Origin of the sequence: Rhizobium grahamii, from assembly GCF_009498215.1 — a bacterium.
In the GTDB taxonomy this organism is placed as follows: Bacteria; Pseudomonadota; Alphaproteobacteria; order Rhizobiales; family Rhizobiaceae; genus Rhizobium; species Rhizobium grahamii_A.
On record NZ_CP043499.1, the window covers coordinates 14,790 to 31,420 of the forward strand.

Here is a 16,631-nt window from a genome sequence, read left to right on the forward strand (position 1 = left end):
AGCCGTCTGCCGGCCGCCGACGCGCGTTTATGTGGACGACCTCGGCTCGGCTCGCCGCCGGTGCAGGGCTGCGAGCACGGATCGCTCGGATTGGACGAGATAGTGATCGAGCAACGACAAGGCTTCGGCGGTTCGACCCTCCAGAAGCAACTTGCACAGAGACGCGTTGAGCTCGACATAGGGCTCGTGCAGGTGGCCGGTATCGGTCAATTGACCGAACACAAGCCGAAGCTCGGCCATAACAAGATCGAAACAGGCACTCAGCCGAGAGCTGTCGCAGAACTCGACCATTGCGCGATGAAAATCCATGTTGAGTGTGCCGACGGCTTGCCAGTTGCCGGCGTCGCGCATGTTCTCGGCTTCGGCAATAAGCGCCTGCATTCTAGCAAGCGCTGGGTGGCCGAGCGCAGCGGCATGCACGGCACCTCGCTGGATGACGCGACGGGTGCGATAGATATCGATGACGGCGGCCTCGTCGGGTGCCGCGACAAAGGCGCCGCGATTGGGAACATGGATCAGCAGGCCCTGGCTGGCGAGGATCCGAAACACCTCCCGCAACGTGTTTCGCGAAATACCGAGTTGGCTTGCGACCTGTATTTCCGAAAGCTTCTCTCCCGGTCCGAAGTGTCCTTCGATCAGCATGTTGCGGATCTGAGCCGCCGCCTTGGAGGTGAGGGAGCCTTCTTCAATTTCGGCAAGCATGACTATCGGGAGGCTCCTTGCAAAAAGATATTGTTCAACAATCTATATTGAGTTATTGAACAATTCAATGGCCATCCGGCAAGGAGACGTTGATATGCCAAGCATCGATCTCAACAGTGATCTCGGCGAAAGCTTCGGCCCGTGGCCCATGGGAAACGACGCTGCCATGCTCGAGCTTGTCACGAGCGCCAACATTGCGTGCGGCTTCCACGCGGGTGATCCGGCCGGCATCCTGAATGTGCTGAAAATCGCGGCGAGCCGAAATGTCGTGATCGGCGCGCATGTCGGCTACCGTGATCTGGTCGGCTTCGGTCGGCGCAATATGGATCCGTCCAGCGCCGAACTGGTCGCGGACACGATCTATCAGGTCGGCGCCTTGCAGGCGCTTGCTGCCGCGGCCGGCACCAGCGTCCGGTACGTCAAGCCGCATGGAGCGCTCTACAACACGATCGCCAACGATCCGCGGCAAGCAGCCGATGTCATTGCCGCGATCAAAGCGGTCGACCCCTCCCTGACGCTGATGGCGCTAGCCGGTGCGCCGATCGTGGCACGGGCGCGCGATGCGGGGCTAACGGTGGTCTGCGAAGCATTTGCTGACCGTTCCTACAATGCCGACGGCAGCCTCGTTGATCGCCGGCTGGCCGGGGCCGTCATTCACGATCCCGAGGAAATTTCCAAGCGAATGGTGCGAATGGTTCGCGATAAGCGGATCACGACGATCGATGGAGCCGAAATCGAGTTGGATGCGCAATCCATCTGCATTCATGGCGATACGCCGACGGCGGTTGCTATCGCACAGGGTCTGCGTCGCGCGCTCGACGCGGAAGGCGTGACGCTGCAATCCTTCGTCGGCGCGTTTCATGGTTGATCGGGCAAGGATTCTGCCGGCCGGTAGCGATGCCTTTCTCGTTGAGCTCGAGGATCTGGACGCCACCCTTTCGCTGATGGATTCCCTGCTCGCACGTCAACCTGTGGGCGTGTTGGAGCTGATCCCGGGCGCTCGAACGGTCATGGTGCGTTTCGATCCCTTCAGCACCTCCCGCTTGGAACTGACCGACTTTATCCGTGGTCTCGACCTGTCGCGGGGCAGCGCTCGCGCCGGAAAATCCATCGATATTCCCGTCGTCTATGATGGCGAGGACCTGCAGGACGTGGCGGATCTGCTTGGCTGGTCGATCGACGAGCTTGTCCGCCGTCACACCGAGGCAACCTACACCGTCGCCTTTACCGGCTTCGCCCCGGGCTTCGCCTACATGACATGCGATGACCCGGAAATAGAGGTGCCTCGCCGCAAGAGCCCGCGCGTGAAGATACCGGCGGGATCGGTCGCCATAGCCGGAAAATTCGGCGGAATTTATCCGTCGGACAGCCCCGGCGGCTGGCAGTTGCTGGGCCGTACGCCGCTCGCAATGTGGGACACGACGCGCAACCCGGCTGCGCTGCTTTCGCCAGGCGATACGGTGCGATTTCGGCGCGCTGAGGCTGGCACCCACACAACGAGGGCCGCAAAGGTAGCGCCGCCCGTGCCGGCAATCTCCGCGCCTGTTATGACCGTGCTTCGCTCGGACCGGCCGGCTTCGTATCAGGATCTCGGGCGACCGAACGTGGCGAGCCAGGGAGTTGCACGGTCAGGTGCGCTTGATCGTGACGCACTGCTGTCAGCCAATCGCTGCGTCGGCAACGCCCGCGATGCCGCAGCAATCGAGATCGCCTTCGGCGGGTTGGGCGTCAGGGCAGACATGCCGGTCACTGTGGCAGTCACCGGTGCGCGTTGCCCGCTGAACATCCGCACCGCAGACGGCCGCGAGATCCCGGCGCCGTTCGCCCTGCCGTTCGCTCTCGATGCAGGCGATGAATTGACATTGGGAATGCCAACCGATGGCATGGTGAGCTATCTGGCATTGCGGGGCTGCTATGCCGTGGCTCCGGTGCTTGGGTCAGCGGCGACGGATATTCTTGCAAAGATAGGACCCGCGCAGATCGAGGCTGGGTCCGTTCTGGGTACGGCGGGCTCGGCCTCGTCTGCGGTCGACCCGTGGGGACGGGCGTTGCGGCACCTGCCGACCTCGAAGGAGATCGTCACTCTGGACGTCGTCCTCGGTCCCCGCTTTGATTGGTTTACGTCGAAAGGTGCGGAGACCTTCTGCAGTCAGGAATGGCGCGTTACCCCGCAATCCAGTCGGGTCGGAATAAGGCTGTCGGGGCAGGAGGCGATCGAACGCTCTATTTCGGCCGAACTACCCTCCGAGGGGACATTGCAGGGCGCGATCCAGGTGCCGGCGGACGGGCAGCCGGTTCTCTTCCTGGCGGATCATCCTGTCACAGGCGGCTATCCGGTGATTGCGTCGGTGGCCGAACACCACCTCGATCTCGCTGGCCAGATTCCGATTGGCGCACGCATCCGCTTCCGGCCGATCACGCCATTTGACGGGGAAGCGATCGAACTCAACGCACGCGGTGCCGTATAATTTCAGAGAAGGAAGGCCGGTCCGATGAAGAAACTCCTGATCGCAAACCGTGGCGAGATCGCCATACGCATCATTCGCGCCGCACGTGACTATGGCGTGTCGAGCGTTGCTATCTACGCCGATCCGGACGCATCGTCGCTTCATGCCGCAATGGCGGACGAGGCTTTTGGCCTTGGCCCTGGTCGGCCAAGTGAGACCTATCTCGACATTGAGAAGATCATCGACATTGCACGACGCGCGGGAGCTGACGCTGTTCACCCGGGCTATGGGTTCCTGTCGGAGCGGGCGGAATTCGCAGAAGCCGTCATCAAGGCGGGGTTGACATGGGTAGGCCCGCGCCCGGAGGTGATCCGGATGCTTGGCGACAAGGTCGAGGCGAGGCGGATTGCGCAAAAAGTTGGAGCGCCTTTGGTCAAGGGGTCCGACGGCCCGCTCGGATCGGCTGCCGAGGCCGTTGCCTTCGCTCGCACGGCCGGCCTTCCGATTGCGATCAAGGCCGCCTTCGGTGGCGGTGGACGCGGCATGAAGGTCGCTTATCAGCTCGACGAAGTCGGTGAGCTCTTCTCTTCGGCGGTGCGCGAGGCAACCGAAGCTTTCGGGCGCGGCGATTGTTACGCCGAGCAGTTCTTGAGCAGGCCGCGCCATATCGAGGCGCAGGTCATGGCTGACACCCACGGCAACATCGTTGTGCTTGGCACGCGCGATTGCACGCTTCAGCGCCGAAACCAGAAGCTTGTGGAAGAAGCACCCGCTCCCTTCCTGACTGAGGACCAATCGGACGCCATTCACACCGCGGCGCGAGCAATATGCCAGGAAGCCGGCTACACGGGCGCCGGCACCGTCGAGTTTCTGATGTCGGACGATGGCCTCATCTCGTTCCTTGAGGTCAACACCCGCCTCCAAGTGGAACATCCAGTGACGGAGGAGACAACCGGCGTCGACATCGTCATCGAGCAGCTTCGTGTTGCCGACGGTCTTCCGCTGTCTGTCAGCGACACACCGGTCGCGCGAGGCCACGCGTTCGAGTTTCGCATCAACGCTGAAGATCCCGGACGCGGCTTCCTGCCGTCGCCCGGCAAGATTTTGAGCTTTCGTCCGCCTTCGGGTCCGGGAGTGCGAATTGATAGCGGTGTGGAGTCCGGATCCGTTGTACCTGGCCTCTACGACTCGATGATGGCGAAGCTGATCGTGACGGGTGCCACCCGCCAGCAGGCCTTAGTGCGCGCGCGCCGCGCGCTTGCGGAGTTCAACATCGAGGGCGTCGCCTCGGTGCTGTCCTTCCACCGCGCAGTCGTCGATGAGCCGGCTTTCGCATCGGAGGACCGGCTGGGTGTCTACACCACCTGGATCGAGCAGGAGTTTGCAGGCATTCCCCCGGCTCCGCGGACCGAGCCTGCCGATGCCGAGTATGTTCGCGGCTTTATCGAGATCGATGGCAAACGGCATACTGTCGCCATTCCGGCAAGCTTCCTAACGCTGGCACCGGCTTCGTCCATGAAGGTAACGGGTCTGTCAGCGGCCGAAAGCAACGCGTTGAGAGCGCCGATTGCCGGCGTCCTCCGTCAGTGGCTGGTGGACGATGGTGCTGAAGTCGCCAAGGGCGACCCAGTGGCGGTCATCGAAGCCATGAAGATGGAGACACGGATCATCGCGGAGCGCTCGGGGCGGATCAGCCTGCTGGCGGAGGTCGGAGCCTTCGTCGAACCGGACGCCGATTTGGCGATGATCCAATAAGCGCTCATCGAACCCTAGTACGAGTGGAGAAACAGATTTGAAGCCGCAAGCCATAACGCCGACCCCGATTGACGCGGATGCCCGCAAGTCTATCGCACCGGTTATCTGCTACCCGGTCGAGACGCTGCCGCGTCCTGACCTGCGCGCCTATCAGGCCGTTCGCGACGATCTCGAGCTCGTCGACCGTGTTACGGTTCCTGCTCGCGATGCCGCAACCTGGATCGTTCCGGCCGGCCATTTCTGCCGGCTTCGATGCGAGGAAGGGCCGCAGGTCGGCGATCTCAACCTGTTCAACGCGAACGATATCAGCGAGCGCCTCTACACCGGCAAAACGCGGGCCCTGAACGGCACGCATGTCGGGCTAGGCGACCAGCTTTTCTCCAATTTCCCCTATATGCGACCGATCGCGACCATTACCCACGATACGCTCGATTGGTACGGCTTCGACGAGTTCGGCGGTTCCGTCCATGATGTAATCGGTACGCGCTGCGACCCCTATACCCATAATTTGCTCAGCCATGGTGGTCAGTATCATCATTGCTGCCACTCAAATCTCACGCGCGCAGTTGCGCGACACCTGGACATGCCGCTGACGCAGGCGGAACAGCATGTTCACGACGTCCTGAACGTCTTCATGTGCACCGGTTTCACGCGCGATACCGGGCAATACTTCATGAAGGCAAGCCCTGTTCGGCCGGGAGACTACCTGGAGTTCTTTGCCGAGATAGACCTGCTGGGTTGCATGTCCGCGTGCCCGGGCGGCGACTGCTCCGCGCAGCATTCGTCCGATGTGGCGCAATGCTACCCACTTGAGGTCGAAGTGCTCCGCCCCCGCCGCGTGCCCGAAGGCTGGGCTCCGCCCGCGATTAACGGCTATGACCGGACCCATGGCGCCTAACGCCCATGCTGCCACGCGATTTCCGTATGGTTTGAGGCTAGCCAAGGAAAGAGAATGAATCACACTTAGGTATAGGTGCGATTGCTCCATCGAGCGGATAAGGTCTCGCCAAAATAGACTGGGGGAACAATGTCTATAACGGCAACCATATTTCGCTCACGCGATATCGACGGTGGAGCCCACCATCGCGCATTCGGCCTGGTGGCGATTGTGCTCGCGATGGCGGTTTTCTACGTCGATACCTATACTGACATCGAAGGCGCTATTGCCGTTCTATACGTCGTTACGATGCTGCTTGCCGCGCAGGCCACAACCCGCATTGGCTTGATTGGGCTCGCTTCCGTGTGCGCGGCATTGACCCTGATATCATACGGCATGACGCATGGTGACGACGCGGACCTTCAGTCCACGGTCCGCCTCGTCGTCGCCCTAGCTGCTCTGGGTGTCACGACCGTGCTCCTGTTGAAGACGGAGGCAGCGCGGCTGACGCTCCTGTCGGCAAACTCGGCCCTCAAGGAGAGCGAGGCGAGATATCGATCGATCTTCGACCGCACGCGCGTTGCCCTTTGGGAGCGCGATTACTCGAAGCTGCGAAGCTATCTGATGGATGTCCGGGCGCAGGGTATCACGGACCTCAAGGCCTACGGGCGAACCAATCCCGCCATGGTTGACTACTGCGTGGGACTGATCCGCGTCGTCGCTGCCAACGAAGCGGCTCGCGAGATGCTGGGGCGCGGATCCGTGGGTGTCGGGGCTTTGAGCCGCTCGATCATACCCGGGCAGGAGCGTTTCCTGGAAGTCTTGCAGGCGATCATGGACGGAGCCCCGGTCTTTGAAGACAAGGTAGAGATTCGGGCCGACAATGGCGAAGAGAAGCTTGTTCTTCTCAGCATCAGCTTTCCCGAAGATCCCGCAGCCTTCAACCGCGTCGTCGTGAGCATGGTCGATGTGACCCAACGTGAAATGGAACTGAAGGCACTGGCCGAAGCGCAGGCCGAGTTGACCAAGGCCTCGAAGGCGGCAACCGTCGGTGCCATGTCCGCATCGCTCGCACACGAACTCAACCAGCCGCTCGGTGCGATCGTCGTCAATTCGCAAACGCTGCTGAGGTGGCTCGACCGCGACCCTCCGGACCTGGCGGCTGTCCGGCGTTCGGCTGAACGCATGATCCGCGACAGCCAGCGTGCGAGCGAGATCATCCAGAACACGCGAAACCTGCTTTCGCCGTCCAACAACAAGCTTGAGGATGTCAGCGTCGAAGGGCTCATCGATGAGACCATGGCGTTGATGGAACACGAGCTCCAGCGGAGTGGTACAACGCTGTTGATGGAGACATCCTCTCGTCTGCCCTCCGTCTCTGCCGTGAAAATCGAGCTGCAACAGGTGCTTATCAACCTGATCACCAACGCCATTCAGGCGATGGACGAAGCGGCAAGTCCGGAACGCACGATCACCATCGCCGCGGAGCGTCCCGATGTCGAGCATGTCTGCGTGGCGGTGCGTGACACCGGGCCAGGCATCACCGATGATGCCAAGGAAAAGCTGTTCGCGCCGTTCTTCACGACTAAGGAAACAGGAATGGGCATGGGTCTGTCCATTTGCCGCACGACTTTGGAAGCGCGTGGCGGAACGCTGGATGGAAACAATCATCCCGAGGGTGGCGCGGTCTTCGAAATGCGCCTGCTGATCAAGCCGGAGGTGGAATATGCCTGACATACGCAAACAGACTAAGGAGCCGCCTGCGCCTGTCGTTTTCATCGTCGATGACGATCTGTCCATGCGCGAGGCTCTCACGGATCTTTTCCGTTCCATGCGGTTCGACGCCGAAGCATTCGAAAGCGCGACAGCCTTCATGGAGACGGCAAACTTCAATCGCCCGGGCTGCATCCTCCTCGACGTTCGGCTGCCGGGTGTCAGCGGTCTCGATTTCCAGGTCCAGCTGGAGCGGATTGGCAGCAGGATGCCGATCATCTTCATGACGGGCTTTGGCGACATCCCGATGAGTGTCAGGGCAATGAAGGCGGGCGCGGTCGATTTCCTCACCAAGCCTTTCAAAGACCAAGACATTCTCGATGCCGTGTCCGCGGCGATGGAGCGCGACAGCGCGCGCCGGCAGCAGACGGCTCAAAGCGAAGCCGTAGCCTCCCTTGCAGACAGCCTAACGCCGCGCGAGCGCGAAGTGATGGGCGCGGTGGTCAAGGGGCTGATGAACAAGCAGATCGCCTTCGAACTTGGCATCAGCGAAGTTACCGTGAAGCTTCATCGCGGCAACGTCATGCGCAAGATGGAAGTTCGCTCGGTCGCGGAACTCGTCAGGAAAGCCGAGATGCTCGGCGACGGGGTGCGGCTACCTGTCTCTTAGTATGGTATCTTTGATCTGGGCGCAGGCGCATAAGAACGTTAGAAAACAAGCAGAAAAGGTCATCGCATTGCCCCCCGTTCCCACCATAGCCGTCGTCGACGACGACCAGGCGATCCGTGAAGCCATGGACGACCTTGTCAAATCGTGTGGCTACGAATGCCGCCTGTTTGCGTCGGCGGAAGAATTTCTGGCATTCGAGCCGCGATCGGCGATTGATTGCATGCTGGTCGATGTCAAAATGCCCGGCCTCAGCGGTATCGAGCTGCAGGCCGAGCTGAACAAGCGCTCCGATCGCCCGCCAATGATCTTTGTCACATCATACCGGGACGATCGCACGCGCAACAACGCCATGAACGGCGGCGCAGTTGCCTTCCTGGGGAAGCCTGTCGATATCGAGAAGCTGATCGGCTGCCTGGAATCTGCACTCGATCGTTAAGCGTCGCGACATGCACTGTCTCGACGTGAGAGGCGTTCAAAGGTGGCTCTTTTGCTATCCGGCAATACGCCTGTTTCGAAATGCCGGTTTCACGCAGCCGCGCGCCTGACATTGCGGCAGGCAGGCTTAGCGATGCATCGAACCGCCGTCAGGGGAACGGCGGCCGAGTTTACATCAGCTGAATCTATGCCGTCTTCTTTCGTAGCGGCTCTTCACCGATCTCAACTTCGCCGTAGGGCGCCGGGCGACCGAACAGGAAGCCTTGGAGTTCATCGCAGCCCTCGGCTGTCAGCACCCGCATTTGCTCTTCCGTCTCGACGCCTTCCGCCAGGACCGATACCTCAAGGCTCTTGCCAAGCGCTACGATCGCCCGCACGAAGGCTTTCGACTGCCTGCTGTTCTCCAGATCGGTTGTGAAACTACGGTCGAGCTTGATCTTGTCGAACGGGAAGGAGCGAAGCGTCTCAAGTGACGAATAACCCGTTCCGAAATCATCGATCGCAACCGTAACGCCGAGTGCCTTGATCTGCCGCAGGATGTGCAGAGCGCGCGCCTTGTCGCCGATGATGGCGCTCTCCGTCACTTCCAGTTCAAGCCGTGACGCCGGCAAGCCGGTCTTCAAGAGAACTGTGCGCACCTTGTCGACCAGCGCGGTATTACCGAGCTGAAGCGGAGACAGGTTGACGGCTATCTTGTCCTTGTTTGTCCAGAGGGCGGCTTCCGCGCATGCGTGCTCCAATACCCAGTCTCCGATCGCGGAAATCGCGCCACATTCTTCGGCGACCGGAATGAAAGTGGACGGAGGGACAAGCCCGCGTTCAGGATGTTGCCAACGCAGCAGAACTTCGTAACCCGTGATCGCGCCCGAGCGCGCGTCCTTCTGGACCTGGTAGGCCAGGAAGAACTGTTTTTCGCTCAGTGCGGTCCAGACATCGCGCGCAAGGGATCGCCGCTCGCGAGCCGCTTCATCCATTCCAGCCTCGTAGAAGCTGATCCTCTCGTCCGGACTTTCCTTCGAGCGGTACATTGCCATGTCGGCGTTGCTGAGCAACTTTTCCCTGTCGGTCGCATCGGCGGGGTAGACGGCGATGCCAAGGCTTGCGCCCGGCAAGATATCGAATGAACCGATCTCCGCCTTTGTGGTAAGCGCACCCATCAGGCGGTCGGCGAAGTCGCCGAGCTCGGCATCTTCGTTGAACGATTTGAAGCCTACAAACTCATCGCCGCCGAAACGTGCAACGAATTCGCCGTCGTTGGTCGCGGCGGACATGCGAGTGGAAAGCACCTTCAGCAACTCGTCGCCGACGGCGTGGCCAAAACTGTCGTTGACGTCCTTGAAGCGATCGAGATCGATGCAGATCGCCGCCACGCGGGTCTGTGTGGTTTCCGCGCGAGCAAGCACGGCATCCAGGCGCTCTTCGAAATGAGCCCGGTTTGGGAGGCCCGTCAGGGAATCGTGGCTCGCCAGATGGTTGATCTTCGATTCCGATTGGACCCGCTCGGTGATGTCTTCGATTGTCGAAACCCAGGATCCGTCGCCGATCGGTCGATGAATCGTGCGAACGGTGGTGCCGTTCTTCAGTTGTCTGGTGAGTTCGCCGCCGTCTCTATTGGTAAACAGCGAGCGGTTTTGCGCGTAGAAGCTTTCGACTTCCGCGATGGTTTCGAGGCCATGGCATGCGCGGTATTCGCAAAGTTCGCGGAAGGACTTTCCGACCAGTGGCGTGCCTTCGGGGATGTCGAAGATCTCGAGGAGGCGCTTGTTGTGGAGGACAAGCCGTTCTTCGGTATCATAGAGGCATATGCCATTCGCCATGTTGGCGAGCGCGAGCGACAGGTTGTCCGATGCCGCCTTGAGACGTGCGGCAGCTTCCATCTGCTCGGTGCGGTCGCGCGTTATCTTCGCAAAGCCGATATGGCCCTTCCGCTCGTCGTAGATCGCGTCGATGACGACATGCGCCCAGAAGCGGCTTCCGTCCTTTCGAAGACGCCACCCTTCCGACTCAAACTTACCGTCCCGTAGCGCCGTTTCGAGGCCACGCTCGGGCAGACCGGCCACGCGGTCCTCATGTGGATAGAACTCTGAGAAGTGCTTTCCGACGATTTCGGAAGCTACGTAGCCCTTGGCACGCTGAGCGCCTGCGTTCCAGTTGGCAACGCGACCGTCACGGTCGAGCATGTAGATCGCGTAGTCGGTGACGCCCTGGACGAGCAGCCGGAAACTCTTCTCTCCGGCAGCCACGGCCTTTTCCGATCGGATCGCAAAGAGCGCTGCCGTAAGGCCGGCTGCGAGCAGCGAGAGGGAGACGGTGGCAATCGTGACGATCATGATGGTCGGCGACAGGGCGGACGCCGGGAAGGCCTCTGCAGGGCCGGGCACGACTGTCACCGCGCCCATTGCAGTAAAGTGCATGAGGACAATGCCGAGCGTCAGCACGACGCTTGGGATGATGAGCCCCATCTGTCTCCGCCCCCGCCCGCAGGCAAGATGGAAAGCCGGGATCGCAAGGGCGACCGCAATGACGATGGCGCAGATCACCAAGGTTCGGTCGAATGCGATATCGCCCGGAAACTCGATCGCAGCCATCCCGGTGAAATGCATGCTCGAAATGCCGAGACCGAAAAGCAGACCTGCGGCGACATAGGCGCGCTGGCCAAGGAAGGTCGCGCACGCCGTTGCCGCCGTGGTTGCTGCCATCGCAAGCGCGAGCGAAGAGAGTGTCCGGCCCAGCTCATATTGGAAGACCGTACCGGCGTCATACGCCAGCATGGCCACGAAATGTGTTGCCCAGATGCCGAAACCTCCGGCCGCGCCGCCTGTCGCCAGCCAGGTCCATTGCGCCGCGCCTGAGGACTGCAGCGCGCGCCGCAACAGCATGACGGCCACGAAGCACGACAGCATGCAGAGCGTACCCGCAAGAACGACGAGGCGCAGGTCGTGGCTGAGAAACAGGCAGGAGATGACTTTGGACATGGATTTCTGCTGGCTGGAGGGAACCGCAACCTATGTCTACGACTATTGATCGTCGCTTAATGAAAAAACGGCATCGTTAGACGTGGTTAACGCAAGATTCCTTGGTGGCTGAACAGGGTTATCCCGACCGAGATTCTTCCGTTCGAGCAGTGCAACTCCAGGTCTGTCAAAATGGGAGGCATCGTTTTGATGGAGCGTCGAAGCCCATCTCTTTAAACGGCACTCGAAAGATACCGAATGCCATGTCTAAAGAACCCGATCCACTCCGCGAATACATGCGTGTCGTCCGCATGCTTACGATCTGCAAATCCCGATTGCTGTTGCTCGAGGCCAAGATCGAGAGCTCCATCGGCGCCGGGCGTGCATTGGCCACCAACCGTGCCAGGGCTACTGAGGCGGAGATCGAATTCCTGCTCGACGAGGGAGATCGGCATCTGGGGGATTTGCGTAAACGCTGGCAGAGGCTTCGAACCTCCGAGTGATCATTCCCCTTCGATCTGTAGTCGAAGCGAGGCGAGCGCCCGCTGGGTCTCTTCGATCTCCTTGAGGACGACGGCCTGATTGCGATGGTCAAGCCCGCCGCCTGCGATCGAGGCGTCGACGATCTCGAGTACGTCGGCAGCGCCCACGACCACCCGCGTCGCTCCTCTTTGTATCGATGTGGCCGTTTCTCGAGGTTCGGGACGCTTCGATGAAGTGAGAGCCGTCAAGAAGATAGGAGACGAGGCGTGGATCGGGAACAGCCCTGACAAGGTCGCGGATTTCGTCGGCCGAGAAGCTTGTTCTGCCGATCAGTCGCGAATGCAGTGTAGAGTAGTTCATCCCGAGAAGTCGCGCCGCAGCCTTCACCCCCGGACGCCTGTCGACGACAAGCACGGTGTAGGCGATGCTGGCGAACTCCTTGCCTCTATCTCCCATTCATCCCTCCTGGGCTCGACGCCAGCCTCGATTCAGTCGCGGCGCTTGTTCGCAATGCTCAGAGCGCGCCTGGGGCGGCCACCTGTAAGCTCTTGAAGCTATCTGCCCGCAATTCCGGAGGCGTCCAACATTTCGTCCACCGCAGCGTTCAAAATCTGCAATCAAAGCTTACCGACATCATCTTGTGCCATGCGGCGTGGCCTTGGCTCAAGGGAGGAGGGGCTGGAAGAACCGCGGGCGGGTCGGCACTGGTAGCCGTCTTGGACGGTGCCGCGCGACCCGCTCGGATGCCGTGCTTTAGGCGGTCTTCGACGGCATCATCGCTTCTGTGTTTTTGGCCGTCTTGGCAAAGCCATATCGGCTTATGGCGAGTCCACTGGCCTCGATCTCCGTCCGCCGGCCACTGACGAGGTCGGCGATCACCCGGGCGGACCCGCTGCTCATTGTCCAACCAAGTGTTCCATGGCCAGTGTTCAGGTAGAGGCCCGCGATCTTCGTCGGGCCGATAACAGGGGTGCCATCCGGAGTCATCGGCCGAAGACCGGACCAGAAGGTCGCCTTCGAGACGTCACCACCGGGGAAAAGATCGGTGACGGAGTATTCGAGTGTGCGCCTGCGAGCCTGGCCGAGGTCGTTGGTATATCCGGAGATCTCCGCCATTCCCCGACCCGGATACGATCGCCAAGGCGCGTAATGGCGATCTTGTAGGTCTCGTCCATGACCGTCGATTCAGGAGCGCGAGACGCATCCGTGATTGGAATGGTCAGAGAGTACCCCTTGACCGGATAGACGGGCAGCTTGATGCCGAACGGTTTGACCAAGAGCGGCGAGTAGCTGCCCATGGCGACGACCACGGCGTCGACAGCAACGTTCCCGGCGTCCGTCAGGACACCGCGAATCCGTCCGGCCTCCACGTCCAGACCGCGGATATCAGTGCCGTACGAGAAACGCACGCCGAGTTCTTCGGCCTTCTTGGCAAGGGCGTTCGTGAACTTGAAGCAGTCCCCTGTTTCGTCCTTGGGCGTCAGCAGGCCGCCGACGATCTTGTCGCGAACATGCGCCAGGGCCGGTTCGTAGCGAATGCAGCCGTCGCGATCGAGCACTTCATGCGGAATGCCATCCGCTGCAAGCGCTTTCACATCCTTTGCCGATGCGTCGAGCTGAGCCTGCGTGCGGAAGAGCTGCAGCGTGCCCTGCATGCGCTCGTCATATGCAATGCCCGTCTCGTTCCGCAGGTCTGCCAGCGCATGGCGGCTATAGTCGGCCAGCCGTAGCATGCGGCTCTTGTTCAGCGCGTAGCGTTCGGATGTGCAGTTTGCCAGCATCCGCGTCATCCACGAAAGCATGGCTGCATCGAACTTCGGGCGAAGGATCAGCGGGGCGTGCTCCATAAAGACCCATTTCAGGGCCTTTTGAGGGATGCCGGGGGCAGCCCATGGAGAGCAGTAGCCAAAGGACACTTCGCCGGCATTGGCAAAGCTGGTTTCCAGCGCAGGGCCGGTCTGGCGATCGATGACCACAACGTCATGCCCGGCCTTCGCCAACTGGTACGCGGAAGTAACGCCGATAATGCCTGCGCCTAGAACTGCGACTTTCATGATGCCCTCATTGGACGTGGCTCTTTCGGCCACTAGCAATACTACGATATTGACGATGATAGCGATGACCGAGCGCGGTCAAGATTTCATATGAGATCGTCCCAGCGTCCCGGGCGACATCCTCGAGTGTTTGGTTGGGACCGAGCAGCTCAACGAGAGAGCCCAGGCCGATCGCGCCTTCGGGCAAAGCGCTGATGTCGATCGTGATGCTGTCCATGGAGACACGACCGACGATCGGCAGGCGGATGCCGCCAAAATAGACCGCGCCGCGGTCGCTGAGGGACCGGGGCAAGCCATCCGCATAGCCCGCGGAAATGGTAGCGAGACGGGTCTGCTTGGATGTGACATGCACGCCGCCGTAGCCCACCTTTGCTCCCGCCGGCACGGTGCGCGTTTGAATCACGGCCACGTCGAGGCGCACGACTGCTTCCATCGGGCTTGGCTGTCCGGACGGAGCGCCGTAAAGTGCGATACCGGGGCGAGCAAGGCCGACGTTAAAGGCATCGCCAAGGAATAATCCGCCCGAATTCGCGAAGGACAGCTTGTAGCCCGGAAATTCCTTGGTGATGGCGCGGAGTTCTTCCAGTTGTTCCCAGTTCTGCGCGTTTTCCCCGTCGTCGGCGGAAGCGAGGTGGCTCATCAGGAACAGGATTTCGACGTCCGGCTGTTCGGCAATCTCCTGGGCAAGCAGGGGCCGCTCCTCGGGAGAAAGTCCCAGACGCGACATTCCGGTATCGAACTGCACGACAACAGGCAGCCGGCGTCCGAGCTTGCGCGCCGTTCTTGCCCAGTTACGCCATTGCGGAATCGAATTGATGACCGGGATGATGTTTTCGTACGCGCAGATGTCTTCACTGCCCGGCTGCAATCCGTTGAGGACGAAGATTTGCGCGTCCCGGGGCAGGGCGGGGCGCAATTTGCTCGCCTCCGCGAACTGCGCGACGAAAAAGTATCGGCAGCCGCGCTGATAGACGGTCTCCGCGACGCGTTCGGCCCCCAGGCCGTATGCGTCGGCCTTAACGACGGCTGCGGCACCCGCAGGCCCAGCCTTATGTGCGAGAGCCTCGTAGTTGCGCCCGAGCGCCTCGAGATCGATGGTGAGATAGCCGGAGGCACCCTCAGCGCCTCCCACTTCGTCTATACGCAGCTCGCCCAATCTCACGGTTTGCAAGTGTTGATCCTCCACGCTCGGAACATGGTGGAATCATATTGAAACGATCGTCGAATTTCTCATCAAAGAGTATTCGATCGTTCGAAAAACATATAAGAAGAAGAGGAATCGATTAAGTTTTAGAGGAATTCACGATGCCGTCCCTGGATGCTATCGACCGCAATATCATCCGGCTTCTCCGCCTTAACGCTCGCACGCCGAATGCGAAGCTTGCCGAGGAAGTCGGGTTGTCGCCTTCGGCTTGCATGCGCAGGATACGGATCATGGAGGAATCTGGCGTGATCCGCGGCTACACGGCGCTGGTGGATACCTCCAACGTCGAGTCGTCGATTGCGGTTATCATCAACATCACACTGGAGCGCCAGACGGAGGAAGACCTCGATCGCTTCGAGGCCGCCGCCAAGAGATACCCCGAGATCCGCGAGTGTTTTTTGATGACGGGAGGCTACGACTACCTCCTGCGTGTCGAGGTCGCGAACGCGGGCGACTTCGAACGGATCCACAAGGAAATCCTATCGACGCTGCCGGGCGTGCTGCGGATACACTCGAGCTTCTCGATCCGGAACGTCCTGGCGACGAAGCCAAAACGCAACTAGTAGGTCCTTTAGCCAGACACGCCCTACCGGGTGGCCTTCAGTGGACCAAGAGCAAACCTCGCGGTGCAGAGCGAGCATTTTCCGATTGAATTAGCAAGGATCGCTCGCTAGGGAAAGGTGACTATTCGAATCCACTTTTAATCCCGCCCCTGATGCATCGCCCTTCCACGTTCGTTTTTCAATGACTGCCGATATCGCGCGTCTCGACGAAGCATTCTTCGCCGTGCGGCTGGCATTGCACCAACGCGTCCTGCGCATCGTTCGCGACGGGGCGGTGGCCGATGAACTGACACAAGAGACCTACCTCAGAGCTCGCCGGGCAATAGCGTCGACCGTGCCAAACAATATGGAAGCGTTTCTCTGGCAAACGGCGCGTAACCTCGCGCTCGACCATATCAGGTGGTCAAAGGTACGTGCTGGCGTCCAGCCTATCGACGCGCTGGACGATAGGACCGCAGCGATCGCCGATCCACAGCCCTCCATCGAGGAAAAGCTCGTCCACCGAGACGACCTTCGCGCGTTGAGCGAGGCACTTCGAAAGCTGCCGGCAAGAGCCCAGCGTGTGTGGATCTTAAGCCGGGTCGAAGGCTGGCCATATCCTCGTATTGCCCAACACCTGGGCGTTTCGCCCAACACTGTGTTCAACGACATCAAGATGGTGATTGCCGTGCTCTACGACCTCCGAAGGAAGGATTCCCTATGACGGCATCGTGCCCTATGAGGATGACCGTGATCTGTTCGTTGCGCTGTCCGCAAACTTTATTTGTGAGAAAC

Annotated in this window: 14 protein-coding genes and 1 pseudogene; 10 read left to right on the forward strand and 5 right to left on the reverse strand. The window is 60.5% G+C overall.

Translation table 11 applies throughout. The features are described 5' to 3' along the window. Positions 1–27 precede the first annotated feature (27 nt). Positions 28–702, reverse strand: a complete 675-nt coding sequence (locus FZ934_RS19030) for a GntR family transcriptional regulator (protein ID WP_153272507.1) — start codon at positions 700–702, stop codon at positions 28–30. 94 nt (positions 703–796) lie between these two features. Here FZ934_RS19030 and FZ934_RS19035 point away from each other — a divergent pair, with 94 nt between their 5' ends. From FZ934_RS19035 to FZ934_RS19065, 7 genes are all read left to right on the forward strand, one after another. After that, a complete protein-coding gene (locus FZ934_RS19035) occupies positions 797–1,570 on the forward strand; it encodes a LamB/YcsF family protein (protein WP_153272508.1) in 774 nt (257 codons plus the stop codon). Further along, positions 1,563–3,170: a carboxyltransferase domain-containing protein gene (locus FZ934_RS19040; RefSeq protein ID WP_153272509.1), complete on the forward strand. Its 1,608-nt coding sequence runs from the start codon at positions 1,563–1,565 to the stop codon at positions 3,168–3,170. Before FZ934_RS19035 ends, FZ934_RS19040 begins: the two co-directional genes overlap by 8 nt. Positions 3,171–3,194: 24 nt before the next feature. Continuing rightward, entirely contained in the window at positions 3,195–4,904 is a 1,710-nt protein-coding gene (locus tag FZ934_RS19045) for an acetyl/propionyl/methylcrotonyl-CoA carboxylase subunit alpha (RefSeq protein WP_153272510.1), read from the forward strand. A gap of 37 nt (positions 4,905–4,941) precedes the next feature. Continuing rightward, positions 4,942–5,802 (forward strand): urea carboxylase-associated family protein, encoded by an 861-nt coding sequence (locus FZ934_RS19050; protein WP_153272511.1) that lies wholly within the window; start codon positions 4,942–4,944, stop codon positions 5,800–5,802. Between the two features lie 129 nt (positions 5,803–5,931). Continuing rightward, a complete protein-coding gene (locus FZ934_RS19055; protein ID WP_153272512.1) occupies positions 5,932–7,515 on the forward strand; it encodes a sensor histidine kinase in 1,584 nt (527 codons plus the stop codon). Further along, positions 7,508–8,164: a response regulator transcription factor gene (locus FZ934_RS19060; RefSeq protein WP_153272513.1), complete on the forward strand. Its 657-nt coding sequence runs from the start codon at positions 7,508–7,510 to the stop codon at positions 8,162–8,164. The genes FZ934_RS19055 and FZ934_RS19060 overlap by 8 nt, the downstream gene beginning before the upstream one ends. Before the next feature lie 67 nt (positions 8,165–8,231). Further along, positions 8,232–8,600 (forward strand): response regulator transcription factor, encoded by a 369-nt coding sequence (locus FZ934_RS19065; RefSeq protein WP_153272514.1) that lies wholly within the window; start codon positions 8,232–8,234, stop codon positions 8,598–8,600. 184 nt (positions 8,601–8,784) lie between these two features. Here the strand turns inward: FZ934_RS19065 and FZ934_RS19070 are convergent, their stop codons facing one another. Next, positions 8,785–11,574, reverse strand: coding sequence for a bifunctional diguanylate cyclase/phosphodiesterase (locus FZ934_RS19070; RefSeq protein ID WP_153272515.1), 2,790 nt, complete (start codon positions 11,572–11,574; stop codon positions 8,785–8,787). 242 nt (positions 11,575–11,816) lie between these two features. Here FZ934_RS19070 and FZ934_RS19075 point away from each other — a divergent pair, with 242 nt between their 5' ends. Beyond that, complete coding sequence (locus tag FZ934_RS19075) at positions 11,817–12,056, forward strand: hypothetical protein (protein WP_153272516.1); 240 nt, start codon at positions 11,817–11,819, stop codon at positions 12,054–12,056. A gap of 88 nt (positions 12,057–12,144) precedes the next feature. Here FZ934_RS19075 and FZ934_RS19085 read toward each other — a convergent pair whose 3' ends face one another. The 3 genes and pseudogenes from FZ934_RS19085 to alr all read right to left on the reverse strand — a co-directional run bounded on the left by FZ934_RS19085 (position 12,145) and on the right by alr (position 15,252). Beyond that, positions 12,145–12,492 (reverse strand): hypothetical protein, encoded by a 348-nt coding sequence (locus tag FZ934_RS19085; RefSeq protein WP_153272518.1) that lies wholly within the window; start codon positions 12,490–12,492, stop codon positions 12,145–12,147. Positions 12,493–12,789: 297 nt separating this feature from the next. After that, positions 12,790–14,090: pseudogene (locus FZ934_RS19090) on the reverse strand (D-amino acid dehydrogenase). Between the two features lie 7 nt (positions 14,091–14,097). Continuing rightward, complete coding sequence (alr, locus tag FZ934_RS19095) at positions 14,098–15,252, reverse strand: alanine racemase (RefSeq protein WP_153273945.1); 1,155 nt, start codon at positions 15,250–15,252, stop codon at positions 14,098–14,100. Between the two features lie 143 nt (positions 15,253–15,395). Here alr and FZ934_RS19100 point away from each other — a divergent pair, with 143 nt between their 5' ends. After that, positions 15,396–15,857 (forward strand): Lrp/AsnC family transcriptional regulator, encoded by a 462-nt coding sequence (locus FZ934_RS19100; RefSeq protein WP_153272519.1) that lies wholly within the window; start codon positions 15,396–15,398, stop codon positions 15,855–15,857. Positions 15,858–16,038: 181 nt separating this feature from the next. Continuing rightward, on the forward strand, positions 16,039–16,560 hold the full coding sequence (locus FZ934_RS19105; protein ID WP_153272520.1) for an RNA polymerase sigma factor: 522 nt from the start codon (positions 16,039–16,041) through the stop codon (positions 16,558–16,560). Positions 16,561–16,631 lie beyond the last annotated feature (71 nt).

Coding starts and splice junctions, on each gene's coding strand:
- FZ934_RS19085 (WP_153272518.1), bottom strand. CDS start 12,492: ATGGGAGATAGAGGCAAGGAGTTCGCCAGCATCGCCTACACCGTGCTT.
- FZ934_RS19040 (WP_153272509.1), top strand. CDS start 1,563: ATGGTTGATCGGGCAAGGATTCTGCCGGCCGGTAGCGATGCCTTTCTC.
- FZ934_RS19100 (WP_153272519.1), top strand. CDS start 15,396: ATGCCGTCCCTGGATGCTATCGACCGCAATATCATCCGGCTTCTCCGC.
- FZ934_RS19055 (WP_153272512.1), top strand. CDS start 5,932: ATGTCTATAACGGCAACCATATTTCGCTCACGCGATATCGACGGTGGA.
- FZ934_RS19035 (WP_153272508.1), top strand. CDS start 797: ATGCCAAGCATCGATCTCAACAGTGATCTCGGCGAAAGCTTCGGCCCG.
- FZ934_RS19060 (WP_153272513.1), top strand. CDS start 7,508: ATGCCTGACATACGCAAACAGACTAAGGAGCCGCCTGCGCCTGTCGTT.
- FZ934_RS19045 (WP_153272510.1), top strand. CDS start 3,195: ATGAAGAAACTCCTGATCGCAAACCGTGGCGAGATCGCCATACGCATC.
- FZ934_RS19075 (WP_153272516.1), top strand. CDS start 11,817: ATGTCTAAAGAACCCGATCCACTCCGCGAATACATGCGTGTCGTCCGC.
- FZ934_RS19105 (WP_153272520.1), top strand. CDS start 16,039: ATGACTGCCGATATCGCGCGTCTCGACGAAGCATTCTTCGCCGTGCGG.
- FZ934_RS19030 (WP_153272507.1), bottom strand. CDS start 702: ATGCTTGCCGAAATTGAAGAAGGCTCCCTCACCTCCAAGGCGGCGGCT.
- FZ934_RS19070 (WP_153272515.1), bottom strand. CDS start 11,574: ATGTCCAAAGTCATCTCCTGCCTGTTTCTCAGCCACGACCTGCGCCTC.